Genomic DNA, 16,787 nt, shown 5'->3' on the forward strand with positions numbered 1-16,787 from the left:
GGGAACAGGAAGACAGGGAGGGGTGTGCTTATGGAGCAAGAAGCGAAGAAAGGTAAGAGTTGGTGGAAGCGACTGACACAGCAAAAAGAGGTCGAACCTGATCGAGAAATCGACATCACGTTACCTGAATTGCGTCATGCGATTCACGAGTATGAACAGACGTTGCCAAAAGGAGTAAATCGTACCGTACTACTAGATGACACACAAGAGATTGACACCAAACGATTGAAGCATCATTTGTCCGGAATCCCGAAACAGCGTTTCTATATGTCGAAAGAGACGTTTCATATCGTTCCGGAAGAAGAGCGTGATGTCATCTATGAGATGGACCAAGTACAGCGTGCCCTAGACTTGTATATGGACCAAGAGAAAAAATTGCCACTTCGAAAACTTGAGAATGCATTACAGCTCGATTTGACACGTCTTCGAGAGGGAGGTTACTTAAAGACGCTACCAAAAAGACCTTACTATGTGGTGGATGAGACGTTGATTGTTTCACTTGAACCGAAAGAAACAACTTCTTGACAAGACACCTATCTATTTTTCAGTAAATGACACATTTATGGACAGTTGGGGTTGAGACTTGTTTAAAAAATATGTTAGGGTGGAAAACGTATATGAAAATAGAAAATTAAATAGGAGTGATTTTATGGAACGGAAAAGCCGTGTGACGCCTGTGTTCGTCATATCTGCAATCATAACTGGCTTATTCACAATCTGGGGATTATTTCCCGAAAGCATTTTAGGAAATGCTAGTCTATTGAACGTGACGAGCACGTTACAAGGCTGGCTCTCAAACGGGATGGGCTGGTTCTACCTGTTAAGTGCGACCGGATTCTTACTCGTCGCTATCTTTTTAATCTTTTCTCGCTATGGATCAATTCGTCTCGGGAAAGATACGGACCGACCTGAATTCAGTTACTTGTCATGGTTCGCGATGTTATTCAGTGCCGGAATGGGGATTGGACTCATCTTCTGGGGAGCAGCAGAGCCGCTGCTTCATTTCCATTCACCACCGTTCTCTTCTTTGACACCTGAAGGGGACGCACGTACTGCGATGCGTTATGCCTTCTTCCACTGGGGCTTCCACCCTTGGGCAATTTATGCGATGATTGCACTCGCAATCGCATATTCAACGTTTAGAAAAGGGCGTCCTGCGACGATTGGGGAGACAATCGGTTCGCTCGTCCATAACCGCTACGAACAACCTGTGAAACAAACGGTCGATATTCTTGCAGTCATTGCGACGGCATTCGGGGTAGCGACTTCACTCGGTTTTGGTGCTCAACAGATTGCCGGTGGCCTTCATTATCTCATCCCTGGGGTACCGAACGCCTTCGTGACACAGTTGATCATCATCGCCGTCGTAACGGTGCTTTACATGATCAGTGCTTCAACGGGTCTTGAGAAAGGGATTCGCATTTTAAGTAACACAAACATTTTCTTGGCAATCGTCTTACTTGTCGCGACAATGTTCGCTGGACCGACTGCGTTCATCTTCGACTTGTTCACTCAAACAGTGGGGACGTACTTGCAACAACTTCCTGGTATGAGTTTCCGTACGGCCGCATTCGAGCCGGTTGAACGTGAGTGGATCAATGGCTGGACGATTTTCTATTGGGCATGGTGGATCTCGTGGTCACCATTCGTCGGAACGTTCATCGCACGCGTATCGAAAGGCCGTACGATTCGTGAATTTATTATCGGGATCTTACTCGTCCCAACATCGTTCGGACTCTTATGGTTCTCCGTCTTCGGTGGCTCAGCTATCTGGGCTGACTTGTTCGGTGGATACGACTTGATTGGACAAGTGAACGAAATCGGTACAGAAGTCGGACTGTTCGCGTTATTCGAGACGTTTGGTGGTTTTGGGTCAGTACTCAGTATTGTCGCAATCTTCCTAATCTCGACATTCTTTATCACGTCTGCTGACTCAGCGACATATGTACTCGGTATGCTTACTTCAAACGGGAAGCTTGTCCCGCCGATGGGTATTAAAATGACATGGGGTGTGATCCAATCATCTATCGCTGCCGTGCTTCTTTACGCTGGTGGGTTGGATGCCCTGCAAGCTGTTGCGATTCTCGCAGCCTTCCCATTCATCTTCGTTCTCGTCTTTATGATCATCGCTTTGTTCAAAGACTTGGCCGATGAACCGGACGAGCGAGATAAATGGCTCGAAGCACAGAAGAAAGATGAAGATAAATTAGGATAATTTAGAGGGGTCTCGTATGAGACCCTTTTTTCGGTTAAAAATATTTTGCTTGTCCTCTTAGCTAGTGTAGGATAGTAAGTGAAGAAACGAGGAGGATAGGCTATGAAACAACAGATAAAAAAACGGTTGAGCTGGGTCATTTTGGCCGGCATCCTCATTGTCGGGGCATTACTCGCTTATAATTTTTACGTACTCATGAATCTGAATGGTGAAGAGGAAGAACAGGTTGAACCGTTCTACTCAAATGTCGTGATTGGGTATCAAGAGCGTAAACTTCCGAAAGAAGGGGAAACACTCGAAGAACGAGAGTACCTTGTCACGTATGATGAAAACGGACATTTTGTCTCAGAAGTCGTTATGGGGCCAAACGTGGGTGCAAAAGCAGAGTGGGACGGAGAAACGTATTTGGAGTTTAATCCGGACGGAGAAGAGGTTCTGCGTCAAGAGACCAATTCCGGAGCGGTTGCACCGCATCCATTCCTATCCCGCGCCACGAATGAACAGATTCGCAAATGGCTAGACGATGGCACGCTCGGATCGAGTGAGGGCGAGACAGATTTAGTCGGTCGAACCGCACAAGCTTATGTAAAGTCTGAAGCGGCTGAAACGGTTCCTGAAGAATGGGTTCAAAATTATCCGTCTATTTTCAGTGAAGAAGAAAACAAAGAGACAGTCACATATTATGTCGACGCGAACGAACGGATTTTGCTTGCGGCAGAATCGCGGAATAACGGAAAGTTGTTCCATTCGATTCGGATGACGTCTTTTGAATCAAGATAATCCGATGGGGAGCAGACAACATGTCGGCTCCCTTGTCGTCTGAAAGGGAGAACAGAATGAAACAAATTCAAGTTGAACAAGTTCAAACGGATTTGACGAGCTGGGAAGCTGGAGAAAAGATTAATGAGGCGGCGCTCTTATCTTATGCGCACTGGTCACGTGCGACTGGGCATGAAGAAGAACTGATTCGTTCATTGACATTGCTCGCTACACATCGACTCGAGCAGAAGGAGTCGATGGACCCGTTATTGAACCGCTGGGTGAAAGAATTAGAGTCGATGAATGCGTTACCTCCGGAATTACGTCTGTTTCAATTGAACGAGCAGTTGCGTCGTTCAAAACAAGCGCTCCAAATCGATTGGCCGACATTACGTGAAGCGGATTACGCCTCGATGAAGGTACAAATTTTGACGGAATACGAGTCAAAGACATCTGCGCTCCTCGATCAACTCGACAAACTACATGATGAAGTTGAGGCGGCCAAGTCTGATTTGCGGGACTCAGAGTGGCGGGGGCAACTCGAGAAAATTTTCGAGGCCATCATCGAGGCGATGCAGGAAGTCGCATCGTTAGAGGATGATACGGCATCTTTACTCGCATCGATGCAAGGGAACTACTTCAGTCGAGAAGCGTTTCGTCGCTTCGGTGAACGCGTTGTGCTCGTCAAAGAGCGACTCGATACAATCTGTCAGTTGTTGCCGGAACGTAAAACAGAGACACGCTCGAGCGCCATCGAATCACTTGAGGAGATGATTGGGCTAGACGACATTAAGGACCGTGTAAAAGCATGGTATCGCTTCCTACTCTTCCAAAAAGAACGAGAAAAAGCAGGGTTTTCATCAAAGCATCAACCCTCCCTTCATCTCGTATTCACGGGTAATCCTGGAACCGGGAAAACGACGCTGGCTCGACTTATGGCAGAGATTTATTTTGAACTCGGTTTGCTCAGTCGTCCTGATCTCGTTGAGGCAGATCGCTCAAGCCTAGTCGGGGCGTACGTTGGACAAACGGAAGAGCAAGTGATGAACAAAGTGAAAGAAGCAGAAGGCGGCGTCTTGTTCATTGACGAGGCATATGCATTAAAACGTCAAGATGCGAGTGGCAGTGACTATGGGCAGGCTGCAATCGACACGCTCGTCGCTGCGATGACGAGCGGCGAATATGCCGGTAAGTTTGTTGTCATCCTTGCCGGTTATCCTGAAGAGATGCGTCATTTCCTACTTGCGAACCCTGGTTTACGCTCACGATTCCCAGAATCGAATCACTACGAGTTACCAAACTATCGGGATGAGGAATTAGTCGCAATCGGTGAAAAAGTGGCGCAGGAGAACAATTACGTATTGACGGAGGAAGCAAAGCGGTCACTTCTGACACGGATTGACCGTGAACGAGTCGATTCGACGTTCGGGAATGCGCGAACGGTTCATAACATCTTACTCGATGCGATGTTTAAAAAAGGATCTCGTTTCGGTGCAGATGCCCCTCTAGACGAGATGGCACTTTTGACCGAAGAAGACTTTGATCAACCCGAAGAAGATGCGAGTCCAACATCGCTGGACGACCTTGTCGGTATGGAAGATGCCAAAGTACAATTGGCAGAGATTGAAGCACTCGTGAACATCCAAAAGAGACGAAAAGCGCTCGGTCTGAAGACGGCACCCATCCAACTTCATATGACACTCACGGGGAATAGTGGAACGGGTAAGACCACTTTTGCATATCTGTATGCTCAAATGTTGAAGCGTACAGGCTATTTGAAGCGTGGACATGTCAACGTTGTCAGTCGAGCGGATTTGGTCAGTGGCTATGTAGGACAGACCGCACAAAAAACGAAAGCGGCGATTCGTGATGCACTCGGTGGCGTTTTACTCATTGACGAGGCATACAGCCTGAATGGAGGAGCGAATGACTACGGTCGAGAGGCAATCGATACACTTGTCGATGAAATGCCGAAACATGGCGAAAACCTTGTTGTCGTCCTTGCGGGATATGAAGGTCCGATGAGACGGTTGATTGAATCGAATCCTGGACTAAGCAGTCGCATGAAACGCACGATTCATTTTGAAGATTATTCGCAAGAACAACTAGTCGAGATTGCTGTGAACTATGCAAACCAATTTGGATACGAGCTGGACGAACAAGCGATTGAAGCTTTATCGCTTCGATTGAGTGAAATCAAACACGCGAATGCACGGACTGCTTTGTCTGTCATCGATGAGTCAATCGCTCGTCAATCGTATCGACTCATGTCGGAGAAAGAGAATGAGACCTCACTCCAACAATTATTAATAGTAGATATTAAGAGTAAACTATAATACACTAGTAGCAGGAAAGAAGGATGATTCAATGCATACGATTCAAATCCCAGTTAGATATCAAGAAACGGACATGATGGGAATCGTCTATCATGCCAACTATTTAGTATACCTAGAGATTGCTCGCACCGAACTGTTACGTCAGCTCGGTGTCGAATACAAAGACATGGAAGAAGCGGGTTTCGTTTCGCCGGTGACGAACGTATCGATGGATTACAAGCGAAGCGTAACGTTTGGCGATACGGTTCATGTGCGCGTATGGGTCGACCAATACTCAAAAATCAGAACGATTTATGGCTATGAGTTGACGAACCAAGATGGTGAACTCGTGGGAACAGCCAAGACGACTCATGTTGTCGTCAAACGAGGAGATTTCAAACCGATTCGTCTCGATCGAGAGTTCCCGAAATGGCATGACATGTACATGAACGTCATGAATCCTGTCTAAGAATCTTCTGTCTTCGTACCGTCAGTATGGTATCATATCTTGACGGTACTTTTTGTTATCTAGAAAGGGGAAAATCGCATGCGTTATCCATCAGTCTTGATGGTTTGCGGCGCCTTGACGTTCATGTTAGCCGGTTGTACGACAAACGAGCAAGTTGAACCGAAAGAACCAACAACACAGTCATCAACAATAGATGAACCACAAACAGAACCAAACGAACCGACCTCGAATCAGGAAGTGGAAACCGAGTCACCGACAGACGAAGAAACAACGGAGTCTGAACCGGAAGTCGAAGAACAACCAGCTGAGCCGACACCGCCAGCAGCAGAAGAACCGACTACACCTGTCCAACCGATTGAAGTCGATGGTGTCGCAAACTTAGAATTAGAAGAGTTGATTCTCGTAAATAAGCAAATTGCATTGCCGGCTAATTATCAGCCGAGCGACTTAGTTGAGGCCAACATCGATTTTGTCGATTCAGCGGTCGGTGAGCGTCGGAAGATGCGAAAAGAGGCAGCACGTGCGATCGAAGAGTTGATGAAGAACGCAAAAGCGTCTGGTATCGATTTGAAAGGGACGAGTGCGTTTCGTTCATACGGTTATCAGGTGACGCTATTCAATGCTTACGTTGAGCGGGATGGCAAAGAGCAAGCGATGAAATACTCCGCTCCACCCGGACACTCTGAACACCAGACGGGTCTTGCAATTGACGTCTCGAGTGCTTCTGTCAATTATCAACTCACACAAAGCCTTGGTGAAACGGTTGAAGGAAAGTGGCTAGCAGAACATGCTCACGAGTATGGCTTTATCATTCGCTATCAAAAAGCGTTTGAGAAAGAGACCGGCTATATGTATGAACCGTGGCACTTACGTTATATCGGTACTGAACATGCGAAAGCAGTGCACGCATTGAATCAGCCATATGATCGATATATTGCGGAATATATGAAGTAAGGGGAATTGCGATGCCATTTATGACAGAAATCATCATTATCATTTTAAGCTATTTACTTGGTGCGATTCCGTTTGCGCTCATCATCGGCAAGCTCGGTTATCGAGTAGATGTTCGCGAACATGGGAGCGGCAACTTAGGTACAACGAACACGTTTCGTGTTCTCGGCAAAAAAGCGGGGATCCTTGTTTTACTCGGTGACATGGGGAAAGGACTAGTCGCAGCTTTGTTACCACTCTTATTCGGAAGTGAGATGAGTCTGCTTCTTGCCGGGATTCCGGCAGTCATTGGACATTCTTATCCGATCTTTGCGAAATTTAAAGGTGGAAAATCAGTCGCGACGAGCGGCGGCGTACTTTTAGCGGCGTTTCCGTGGTTCTTCTTTGTCGTCGTCGGCACGTTTATTGTGACTCTCCTCATTTCACGTATGGTATCTCTCTCTTCTATGGCTGCCGCTGCAGTAGGTCTCGTGACGGCAACGACGTACAGTGTATTGACAAAGGATTGGTTACCTCTCATTGTCATCGTTCCGCTCGCCTTGTTTATCATTATTAAACATCGCACGAACTGGCAACGAATACGAGCAGGGAAAGAACCAAAAGTGCCACTTTTTCAAAACAAGCATAAATCTTAATTTCTTTCAGGTGCGTCCGATCAAGACGCACTTTTTTTGTGTATTGTTGTTGATTTACATAAAAAAGAAGCAAAATCATGTTGGATTTGCTCGTTCTTTACTTTCAATTTACGTTAAATTTACATGCGTTCGTTACACTAGAAAAGGAAAGATTTTAGTGGAGGAGGCAGAGACGTGTCTTTAATCGGTGAAGAACGTAAACAGAAAATTGTCGAGTGGATCGAACGAGAAGGTAAAGTGAAGACGAGCGAATTGATTGAACGATTGAATGTATCAGGGGAATCGATTCGACGTTATTTAGAAGAACTAGAGAAAGAACATCGGATCAAGCGTGTTTATGGGGGTGCGGTTCTTCATCAGAGCATGTCTTTTCAGCCGATTGTCATTGCCAACATGGATGGCATCCGCCGTATCGCGTATACGGCATTTCAATTGATTCCGGACGATACGTTACTCTATATCGGTCATGGGGTTGCAGCCGAACAAGTAGCATCTCGTTTACGAGGACGAAACGTGACGGTGGTCACGCCATCTTTAATGGTCGCCAAAGCCTTGTTTGAACAACGGGCGAAAGGTGTGCTCGGTGGTGAGATCCAGTTGTTAGGTGGTACAATCGATCCGAAGCATCTCGTGACGACAGGCGAACAAGTTCTCGCACAACTCCAAACCTATATGTTCGACCTTGCCATCTTATCTGTTGAAGGGGTCGATTCAACTCTTGGTTTGACGTGCGACGCTTTCGGACTCGCTAGTATCACACAATCGGTGATGTCGCAAAGTCGCGAGACATTCTTATTAACCGACCATACCCAGTTGAACCAACAAAAAAGGTATCGGGTGTGCGACTTTTCAAAGGTGACGGCAATCATCTCTGATTTTCCGGAACCACAAGAATTTAAAGGCGTCTTAGCCGAACATGGTGTGGACTGGAAGTTCGCGCCGTAAAAGGAGCGGTTGTATGAAAGTAGAAGTGATTGTCACAACGTTATCTGAAGCAATCGAGGCGGAGCAACTCGGGGCAGATCGACTCGAACTGATTGCAGATATGGAAAATGGCGGGATCACGCCAAGTTTCGGGACGATTCGGAACGTGATCGAGCACGTATCTATCCCGGTACATGTCATGATTCGACCTCATACACGTTCATTCCATTTCAACGATGATGATGTGGAAACGATGCTTGCAGACATTGGTCTATGCCGTGAACTCGGGGTGAATGGAATCGTCTTTGGTGCATTGACAAAAGACGGGGCAATCGATGAGCGAATTTTAGGAGAAGTCATCAAATATAAAGGTGAGATGGCACTAACGTTCCATCGTGCCTTCGACGCATCGCGTGATGTATTTGAATCGCTGGATGTCTTAAATGATTTTCCGGAAATCGATATCTTATTGACATCTGGCGGTGCGAACACTGCGCTAGAGGGTATCGAAACATTGATTCGGCTGAACGAGCAAGCAGAGATGACTATTTTGCCTGGAGCCGGCATTACAACAGAAACATTGCCATCCTTACGGGAACGACTCAACGTCGACATGGTACACGTCGGGAATGGCGTACGAACAAACGGACAGTTGGATGGGGCTAAATTCAAACAACTTCGTGGATGAGTCAAAGCGGAAAACAGTCGAAAGACTGTTTTTTTGCTATAATGAAAGAAAATACAAAGTGTAGGTGAACTCATGCAATCTTCCGTTTACAAACAATATGCGCTTCGAATGCTCTCAGGAAAATGGGGCATATCATTACTCGTCGTTTTGACTGTCATGGTCATTCAGGCGATGATCACGACACGTCTAGACCTATCAACGAATGACCCTGAAGTACTCATGACTTCTGTGGCACTTTTGTACGGAGCGACAGTCCTTCTCGCGCCAATCGAGCTCGGGAAGAATTGGGTGTTTCTTCAGGTCGCTAAAGATGAGAAGCCTAAGTTCGGCTTATTGATTGAAGCGTTCGGCTCGCTGAGAGAGTATTCACGAGCCGTGATTTATTACGCAGTGTTTTATTTAGGGCTGAACGTGTTGATGTTATTCCTAATTGTGCCTGGCGTCTGGTTTTATTTGACGTATCGCATCACACCGTTCATCATGCGGGACGAACCAGATTTATCAGCATTCCAAGCCATGCGAAAGAGTCGCCTAATGATGAAAGGGCATAAACAGACGATGTTAAAGCTATTCGCAAGTTTTATCGGATGGTACGCGCTTGTCCTTCTTACTGGGGGACTTGCTTATATCTTTGTCACGCCCTACTTACAGACGGCGATTTCAGGTCTCTATCTAGAAATGAAGGCGTCGTATCTCGCAAAACAACCGGTCGGATAATCCGACCGGTTGTTTACGTTCAATGCTGATCTGTCTTTTTCGGGTTAGGGGCGTCTTCAAAATCTTGTTTTTCTTGTTCAGACGCATCCGCATGCCACTTTTTCGCTTGTTCAGTAGCAATTGGTATCGCTTTCGTCTCAGAATAGCCTTGTGCGAGCAGTGCGTTCGCAATATCTATGGCTTTCTTTTTTACAAGTGGATCGAAGTTTTTCAGTGATTCTGGATAATCTTTCATGTTCCATGGCACGAAAATCGCCTCCTTCACTCCTACTAATTCCACAAACGGCATGATTCAAACGTCTTGATGAAGGTAATACTCGATAAGCGCTTGTGTCCCGTTCTCCCCGTAACCATTTTCTTCGAGAATCGAATAGAGTCGATGAGCGAGCTCAAGTCCAGGTAATTTCACTTGAAGTTCGTTTGCACTCTCGATGGCGAGTGTCATATCCTTAATAAAATGTTTGATGAAGAAACCTGGAGCATAATCTTCAACAATCATTCGTGGAACCAAGTTTTCAAGCGTCCAGCTACCCGCTGCTCCTCCACGAATCGTGCGGATGAGCGCTTCCGGGTCAAGTCCTGCTCGTTTACTGAACGCTAACATCTCCGCATTCGCCATCATCGTTCCGGCAATGGCTATTTGGTTGGCGAGTTTCGCATATTGTCCGCTCCCGGCATATCCCATCCGTTCAATGGACTGTCCCATTGCTTCGAATAAAGGTTTTGCCTTATTGAAGGCGAATTCTCCGCCTCCGACCAAAATGGAAAGTGTCCCATTTTTTGCACCAATATCTCCACCGGTGACCGGTGCATCGAGCGGAAGAAGACTCCGTTCAATGGCCGTTTCGGCAATTCGTTCAGCAAGTTTTGGTGAAGAGGTTGTCATATCGATCAAGAGCGTACCTGGTTCTGCTGAATCAAGGATATTTCCTTCCCCGAAATAAATCGACTCGACATCTGACGGATAACCGACGATGGTGATGACGGCATCAGCATCTAGACATACCTCTCGAATCGTTTCGCACCATACTACACCTTCCTCTAATAGCGAGGCAGCCTTCTCTTTCGTTCTCGTATAAGCTTTTACGTCAAAACCATGCTTCATCAAATTTCGTACCATGGATTGGCCCATGACCCCAAGACCGATAAACCCGATTGTTTTCATGTAGATTGTCCCCCTAGTAATTGTTGTGAGACGAGACGCTGATAAAGGGCGTTCTCGTTTAAAAGTTGCTCGTGTTTCCCAACCCCGCTGATGCGTCCATCTTCTAACACAACGATTTGGTTGGCATGTCTGACGGTCGATAAGCGATGGGCGATCACGAGTGTGGTTCTCCCGACCATCAGACGATCGAGCGCTTCCTGGACGACGCGTTCTGATTCTGAATCTAGACTCGACGTCGCTTCGTCGAGCAGTAAAATTTGCGGATTACGTAACAATGCCCTGGCAATCGCAAGACGCTGTCGTTGTCCACCTGACAAGCGAATACCACGTTCTCCAATCTCCGTCTGGAGCTGATTCGGCATCAATTCGATAAATGACCATGCGTTTGCCATTTCACACGCCTCTTTGATTTCCACATCACTCACTTCACGTTGAAGACCATAGACGATGTTTGTCCGAACAGAACCCGACAAGACGGGAGAGTCTTGAGCGACATAACCGACGATTTGACGCCATGTATCCCGGCCATATGTTTGAATGTCGCGATTGCCGTACCGAATTGATCCCTGCGTTGGTGTGTAAAATTGTTCGACGAGCGAAAAAAGTGTCGTTTTGCCGGCGCCGCTTCGACCGACGATTGCGGTCGTTGCGCCTGGTGAAACGTGAAGAGAGAGTTCTTGAAGAACGGGCTCCGTCCCATAATGAAAGGTCACATTCTCGAAAGAGAGGTCAGCCTGCTCGATGGATTCTTGATATGTGCTGTACGGTTCAGGACGGACATCTAATAATTCAGCGATTCGTTCAGTTGCGCCACGAGCTTTTTGTAGTCTCGTCAAAAATTCACTCATGGTGATCAGAGGAGTGATGATTTGGAATACATAGAGCATGAATGCAAGTAGTTCACCCGTCGATAAGGCCCCTGTCGAGACACGATATGCTCCAAATCCGAGTATGGCAATCAACATCCCCGTCAACGTCACGTTAAGGAGAGGGATGAGAATGGCTTGAATCCGTCCTTCTTTCACACCATAATCGAACAACGTTTCGATTTTCACTTTCCCGGTCCGCACTTCCATTTGTTCTGTCGCCTGCGATTTGACGAGACGGATTTCACCGAGCAGTTCCGCAAAGAATCCGGACAGGTTACCTAGCTCCTGTTGCGTTTCTTTTGCAATCACTCGAAGCTTTCGGCCGAGTGGGATGACGATGACAAGCGTCGTCGGAACTGAAAACAAGATGACGAGTGTCATTTGCCAATCGAGCGTGAACAAGATGGCGACGGCACCGATGACCGAAACGAAAGAGGTCAACAAGCGGACGCTTTGCTCGGACAACAGCTGTTGTAGCGTCGTCGTGTCATTGTTTAAGCGGGAGACGAGTTCTCCCGATTTGATCCCATCATAAAAAGGGATGGGTAGTTTGATGAGATGGTCCCACAATGTCGTCCGAAGATTGGCGACGACACGTTGACCGACAATATGTAGCCAGTAAATCGATAACGCGCTCGTGATGACCTGGACGAGAAAGGCAATGATAAAGTATGCAATCCATTCAGGCGTCAACAGGTCACTACTCCAACGGTCAACGACGCGTTGAAGAATGAGAGGAATCGCTAGCGATGCAACGGCTTGAAGGAGCGAAATCAGAATAGCTCCGACAAACAATCCTTTAGGAGGGTTCGCGATTTTAAAAAGTTGGAAAAACGTTTTCCACGTTGATGAATTCATTTTGAACAAACCTCCTCTCTCTTTACTTTCGCTGTTTCAAAATCGGGTGTCAAGACGTCGAATCGAACGATTGAGTCATGCTAGAATAAGAAAGAGAGGTGATACGTGGTGAAATGGATTCACACGGCCGATTGGCATCTAGGTAAGATTGTCCATGGTCGTCATATGACAGAAGATCAGCGAAATATTTTATTCCACTCGTTTTTACAAATCGTCGATGAGGAGAAGCCAGATGCAGTCATCATTGCAGGTGATTTGTATGACCGTGCTGTCCCACCCGTCGAGGCTGTCGATTTGCTCGATGAGATGTGGCGAGAATTGGTGTTGAAGCGAGAAATCCCGGTCGTCGCCATCGCGGGAAATCATGACTCAGCGGAGCGTCTCGAATATAGTTCAAAATTATTGAGACAAGTAGGATTACATATCATCGGTAAATTAAACCCAGATGCTGGTCCACTTGAAGTGGCCGGGATTCCGTTTTACCCAATCCCCTTTCTTGAGCCGGCACGTGTTCGGCACATATTAGGGAATGAAACGATTCGCACGCACCATGACGCATTAGAGGCCGTCATTGAAGCATATGGACCGATTGAGAAGAATGCGGTCTCAGTGGGCCATAGTTTTGTCGCAGGAGGACTTGAGACCGACTCGGAGCGCCAGTTATCGGTCGGTACCGCCGGACAGGTCGCGAAAGGGCTCTATGACCCGTTCTCATACACGGCTCTTGGACATCTACATAATCGTGATGCAATCCATTCAGAACGGATTGCATACAGTGGTTCTCTCATGAAATATTCTTTCTCTGAGGTCAATCATGAGAAATCGGTAGATATTTTGGAATGGGACGGACACTGGAAGCGTAGACGTCGAACGTTGACGCCAGAACGGGACATGAGACAGCTCGCAGGAACGTTGGATGAGTTACTCGCACCTTCGTTTTATCAACAACAACAAACCGATGATTATTTGAAAATCGTGTTGACCGATGACAAAGCACTTTTTGATCCGATGGCAAAGCTTCGGACCGTTTATCCGAACATTCTTCATCTTGAATTGGAGCTGTTACGACGCCAAGAACAGACGTCAACATTTGAACGGGAAACGCTCGAACGACAATCCGTCGAAGAAGTGTATCTACAGTTCTTTGAAGCTGTACACGACCGAACGGCCTCGGATGCCGTCAAACAAATGATTGAAGAAGGTGATGTCAGATGAGACCGGTCGAATTGAAGATTCAAGCATTCGGGCCGTATGCGGAACGAGAAACGATTGACTTCACACAATTAGTTGGTCGCTCGATGTTTGTCGTGAGTGGTCGGACGGGTGCAGGGAAGACGACCATCTTTGATGCGATGACGTTCGCATTATATGGACGGGCAAGCGGGGCGCTGCGCAATGCGAGTGATTTCAGAAGTCAATTCGCACAACCTGAGATGAAGACGGAGGTCGACTTCTCGTTTACGATTCGCGGTGACCACTATCGAATTGTGAGACAACCTCAGCAACCTCACCCGAAAAACAAGACACCGATCCCACATGAGGCCGTTCTTTATGAATGGGAGAATGGTTGGAAGCCGATCGCGACAAAAGTGAACGAGGTTCAAGAGGAAGTCGAGTCGATTTTACAACTTTCATATGAACAATTCAGTCAAATCTTGTTACTTCCTCAAAACCAATTTAGACAATTGCTCGATTCGAACTCAAATGAGAAACAACAAATCTTGCAATCTATTTTCAAGACGGAGGCGTATCGTGCTTTCCAGGAGAAGTGGGCAGAACGTCTCAGCACATACCGGAAACAAGTTGAATGGGCAGTCGAACGAACAAGACTTAAGTTGTTAGAGCTCGAAGATGAAGCGATTGAAGAAATTTCGACGAAATCGATTGATGTGATCTATCAGTGGCTAGACGAGCGCGAACAACGTTTGATTTCAACTGTTGAGTCCGCAACAGAACAGAAACAGGATCATTCGAATAAGCTCGAACAGGCGCGTACCGAATTAGAACAAGCGAAAGCGCTTGTCAGTTTATTTCAAGAACAGCAAGAAACCTTGCAAGCTCTTGATTTATTTTTAAAAGGCGAGACAGAACGAAACGAACGTCATGAGTTGTTGCGACAATTAGAGGCAGCAGCGAACATTCGTCCAGTCTATGACCGATTATTAGAAATGAAGAAACATGTTCATCAACTGACGACGGAAGAACAAGCATCTTCTAAAAAACTCGAACAATTACAACAAAAGCAATCTTCACTATCTGAGCAGCAATCTGCAATTGAAGAGAATAAACAAGAAATCTTATCCCTTCAAGAGCGACTTCGGTTAATTGATGAGATGTTACCCCGAATGAAAGAGCGGGCAGAATACGTAACATTACGTGAACAATTGATGAAGCGTGCGACGGAATTAAGCACCTTTTCCAAAGAGGCTAGGCTACAAGAACTTCAAGTCCACGAACAACAATTAGTGAAAACGTTGTCGATTGAACCTGAAGAACGTGCAGTTGATGCGGAGCGACATGTCGACCGATTGATGTATTTGGTCAAACTTGAGACGAAGGTGAATGAGTTTTCAAATCAGCTCGCCACTTGTGAGCGGTCCGGAAAAGAAGTGCAGCGACTGCATGCCATCCAGCAAGAAGTGATGGCGAAGTACAATCAACAAGAACAAATGAATGCGGCAAAACAACTGAGTGAAACCCTTCAAGAAGGTGAGCCTTGCCCAGTATGTGGTTCACGTCACCATTATGTCCCACAGTTCGAAGACTTGCTTGAATCTATGGAAGAAGAAGGGGAGGCGAAGGCACGTCTGGAGGAATTGACGACTCAGTTGATTGAAGCGAGATCCGATTACCGTTCGCTCCATTCGCAGCTTGAAGAGGCTCGACGAGAATTTGATGAGGTTTCGAAAGATATTCATGTGGATGGAGTGTTATCAGAAGAAGTCAAGAAATGGCAAGCGCATGTGGATCGCCTACAACGTGAAGAACGGACGCGTCTCGAGAATGAACGAACGCTTCGCCAACTCACCGGTGAAATGCGACAACTTGAAGAAGAGCGACGTAACCAATTTGAAGAGCGTCAACGTGTCCTCACAGAACTTGAAGCGATACAACAAAAACTGAATGCGCTCGGTCAAACAGAGGAAACAACGTTAGAACAATTACAGACCGAGCGGACAGACCGACAACATCGTCTCACCATACTTACAAAAAAAATTGAAGCGTTCGACCATGACTTTGAAATTGTCAAAAAGGAAACGTGGAAAGAAGAAGAGCGGCTCACTTTAATGCGGCAACAGCTTTCTGAAGCGATGGGGCAATATGATTCACAAAAGACGACCTGGAATAAGCAATTAGAAGTCGCTCAGTTGAACCAGGAGCGGTACGAACAACTAGCCGATCGAATCGATGAGCGTGCGAATATCCGCGAGAACTTACAACGTGAAGAAGAGGAAGGCGTCCGGTTGCGACACCGCATCCAGATGATTGAGGGGAAATTAGGAAATGTAGCACAACCTGACCTTCAGTCGATTGAAACGAAGGTGAACGAAGCTAAGGAACTATACGAGCGAGCATCAGAACACCTGATCACCTCACAAGAAGTCTTATCTAGACACCGTCAAATCGTCTCCGAGTGGAATACGCTTCGTAAGGACACAGCAAGTGAAGAACAGAAGTTAGAAACGATCAAGTTGATTGCAGAAACCGGAAAGGGCATCAATCCGCAAAAGATGACGTTTGAAACATATGTACAAACGGCGTTCTTTGACCAGATTTTACATGCGGCGAACATTCATTTGGACCAGATGACGAGCGGTCAGTTCCGACTAGAACGAAAAGTGGAGACAGCAAAAGGGAATGCTAAGTCCGGACTTGAACTCCTTGTATTCGATGCGTACACGGGTCAATCACGCCGTGTGCAAAACCTTTCCGGAGGGGAAGGTTTTAAAGCGTCTCTCTCACTCGCACTTGGATTAGCAGAAGTGGTGCAACAGTTGAGCGGGGGTGTGAGTCTTGAAACGATGCTCATCGATGAAGGATTCGGGACGCTTGATGCCGAATCTTTAGACCAGGCAATCGAATTATTGATGTCGCTTCAGGCGACAGGTCGACTTGTCGGGGTCATCAGTCATGTCCAAGAATTGAAAGATCGCGTCGATGCCCGAATCGAAGTGAAAAAATCTAGAAGCGGGTCAACGATCCAGCTGATTGTGGAGTGATT

Annotated in this window: 15 protein-coding genes; 12 read left to right on the plus strand and 3 right to left on the minus strand. The window is 46.6% G+C overall.

What is annotated here, in order from left to right; genetic code table 11:
* The first annotated feature begins 30 nt into the window (after positions 1–30).
* The 10 genes from AC5LIL_RS06700 to AC5LIL_RS06745 all read left to right on the plus strand — a co-directional run bounded on the left by AC5LIL_RS06700 (position 31) and on the right by AC5LIL_RS06745 (position 9,673).
* Positions 31–525 carry a DUF3939 domain-containing protein gene (locus AC5LIL_RS06700; protein ID WP_499825254.1) on the plus strand — a complete coding sequence of 165 codons (495 nt, stop codon included), beginning with the start codon at positions 31–33 and terminating at the stop codon, positions 523–525.
* Positions 526–649: 124 nt separating this feature from the next.
* A complete protein-coding gene (locus AC5LIL_RS06705) occupies positions 650–2,215 on the plus strand; it encodes a BCCT family transporter (protein WP_499825255.1) in 1,566 nt (521 codons plus the stop codon).
* A 102-nt stretch (positions 2,216–2,317) separates the two neighbouring features.
* The gene (locus tag AC5LIL_RS06710; protein WP_499825256.1) at positions 2,318–2,995 is read left to right on the plus strand and encodes a hypothetical protein; all 678 of its coding nucleotides are present in this window, start codon (positions 2,318–2,320) and stop codon (positions 2,993–2,995) included.
* Between the two features lie 56 nt (positions 2,996–3,051).
* Complete coding sequence (locus tag AC5LIL_RS06715; protein WP_339962694.1) at positions 3,052–5,310, plus strand: AAA family ATPase; 2,259 nt, start codon at positions 3,052–3,054, stop codon at positions 5,308–5,310.
* Positions 5,311–5,341: 31 nt separating this feature from the next.
* Positions 5,342–5,758, plus strand: a complete 417-nt coding sequence (locus tag AC5LIL_RS06720) for an acyl-CoA thioesterase (protein WP_074033186.1) — start codon at positions 5,342–5,344, stop codon at positions 5,756–5,758.
* A 78-nt stretch (positions 5,759–5,836) separates the two neighbouring features.
* Positions 5,837–6,712 carry a M15 family metallopeptidase gene (locus AC5LIL_RS06725; protein WP_339962693.1) on the plus strand — a complete coding sequence of 292 codons (876 nt, stop codon included), beginning with the start codon at positions 5,837–5,839 and terminating at the stop codon, positions 6,710–6,712.
* Positions 6,713–6,723: 11 nt separating this feature from the next.
* A complete protein-coding gene (gene plsY, locus AC5LIL_RS06730) occupies positions 6,724–7,344 on the plus strand; it encodes a glycerol-3-phosphate 1-O-acyltransferase PlsY (protein ID WP_499825257.1) in 621 nt (206 codons plus the stop codon).
* A gap of 174 nt (positions 7,345–7,518) precedes the next feature.
* Complete coding sequence (locus tag AC5LIL_RS06735) at positions 7,519–8,289, plus strand: DeoR/GlpR family DNA-binding transcription regulator (RefSeq protein ID WP_499825258.1); 771 nt, start codon at positions 7,519–7,521, stop codon at positions 8,287–8,289.
* A 13-nt stretch (positions 8,290–8,302) separates the two neighbouring features.
* Complete coding sequence (locus tag AC5LIL_RS06740; RefSeq protein WP_499825259.1) at positions 8,303–8,956, plus strand: copper homeostasis protein CutC; 654 nt, start codon at positions 8,303–8,305, stop codon at positions 8,954–8,956.
* Positions 8,957–9,028: 72 nt separating this feature from the next.
* A complete protein-coding gene (locus AC5LIL_RS06745; protein WP_214692668.1) occupies positions 9,029–9,673 on the plus strand; it encodes a DUF975 family protein in 645 nt (214 codons plus the stop codon).
* A gap of 19 nt (positions 9,674–9,692) precedes the next feature.
* On the opposite strand, the gene AC5LIL_RS06750 is transcribed toward AC5LIL_RS06745, so the two are convergent.
* Genes AC5LIL_RS06750 through AC5LIL_RS06760 form a run of 3 tightly spaced genes read right to left on the minus strand, consistent with a single transcriptional unit; the run spans position 9,693 to position 12,565 of the window.
* A complete protein-coding gene (locus AC5LIL_RS06750) occupies positions 9,693–9,920 on the minus strand; it encodes a DUF2188 domain-containing protein (protein ID WP_074033180.1) in 228 nt (75 codons plus the stop codon).
* Between the two features lie 45 nt (positions 9,921–9,965).
* Positions 9,966–10,838 carry an NAD(P)-dependent oxidoreductase gene (locus AC5LIL_RS06755; RefSeq protein ID WP_499825260.1) on the minus strand — a complete coding sequence of 291 codons (873 nt, stop codon included), beginning with the start codon at positions 10,836–10,838 and terminating at the stop codon, positions 9,966–9,968.
* A complete protein-coding gene (locus AC5LIL_RS06760) occupies positions 10,835–12,565 on the minus strand; it encodes an ABC transporter ATP-binding protein (RefSeq protein WP_499825261.1) in 1,731 nt (576 codons plus the stop codon). The genes AC5LIL_RS06755 and AC5LIL_RS06760 overlap by 4 nt, the downstream gene beginning before the upstream one ends.
* 108 nt (positions 12,566–12,673) lie before the next feature.
* Here AC5LIL_RS06760 and AC5LIL_RS06765 point away from each other — a divergent pair, with 108 nt between their 5' ends.
* Both AC5LIL_RS06765 and AC5LIL_RS06770 read left to right on the plus strand, forming a co-directional pair.
* Positions 12,674–13,780 carry an exonuclease SbcCD subunit D gene (locus tag AC5LIL_RS06765; RefSeq protein WP_214782625.1) on the plus strand — a complete coding sequence of 369 codons (1,107 nt, stop codon included), beginning with the start codon at positions 12,674–12,676 and terminating at the stop codon, positions 13,778–13,780.
* A complete protein-coding gene (locus AC5LIL_RS06770; protein WP_499825262.1) occupies positions 13,777–16,785 on the plus strand; it encodes an AAA family ATPase in 3,009 nt (1,002 codons plus the stop codon). Before AC5LIL_RS06765 ends, AC5LIL_RS06770 begins: the two co-directional genes overlap by 4 nt.
* Positions 16,786–16,787: the final 2 nt, after the last annotated feature.

The sequence above is a fragment of the Exiguobacterium sp. RM11 genome (assembly GCF_059821525.1).

Bases quoted from the DNA above. Each gene is read 5' to 3' on its own strand.
- AC5LIL_RS06760 (WP_499825261.1), bottom strand. From the start codon at position 12,565: ATGAATTCATCAACGTGGAAAACGTTTTTCCAACTTTTTAAAATCGCG.
- AC5LIL_RS06700 (WP_499825254.1), top strand. From the start codon at position 31: ATGGAGCAAGAAGCGAAGAAAGGTAAGAGTTGGTGGAAGCGACTGACA.
- AC5LIL_RS06745 (WP_214692668.1), top strand. From the start codon at position 9,029: ATGCAATCTTCCGTTTACAAACAATATGCGCTTCGAATGCTCTCAGGA.
- AC5LIL_RS06715 (WP_339962694.1), top strand. From the start codon at position 3,052: ATGAAACAAATTCAAGTTGAACAAGTTCAAACGGATTTGACGAGCTGG.
- AC5LIL_RS06725 (WP_339962693.1), top strand. From the start codon at position 5,837: ATGCGTTATCCATCAGTCTTGATGGTTTGCGGCGCCTTGACGTTCATG.
- AC5LIL_RS06710 (WP_499825256.1), top strand. From the start codon at position 2,318: ATGAAACAACAGATAAAAAAACGGTTGAGCTGGGTCATTTTGGCCGGC.
- AC5LIL_RS06770 (WP_499825262.1), top strand. From the start codon at position 13,777: ATGAGACCGGTCGAATTGAAGATTCAAGCATTCGGGCCGTATGCGGAA.
- AC5LIL_RS06740 (WP_499825259.1), top strand. From the start codon at position 8,303: ATGAAAGTAGAAGTGATTGTCACAACGTTATCTGAAGCAATCGAGGCG.
- plsY (WP_499825257.1), top strand. From the start codon at position 6,724: ATGCCATTTATGACAGAAATCATCATTATCATTTTAAGCTATTTACTT.
- AC5LIL_RS06720 (WP_074033186.1), top strand. From the start codon at position 5,342: ATGCATACGATTCAAATCCCAGTTAGATATCAAGAAACGGACATGATG.
- AC5LIL_RS06705 (WP_499825255.1), top strand. From the start codon at position 650: ATGGAACGGAAAAGCCGTGTGACGCCTGTGTTCGTCATATCTGCAATC.
- AC5LIL_RS06755 (WP_499825260.1), bottom strand. From the start codon at position 10,838: ATGAAAACAATCGGGTTTATCGGTCTTGGGGTCATGGGCCAATCCATG.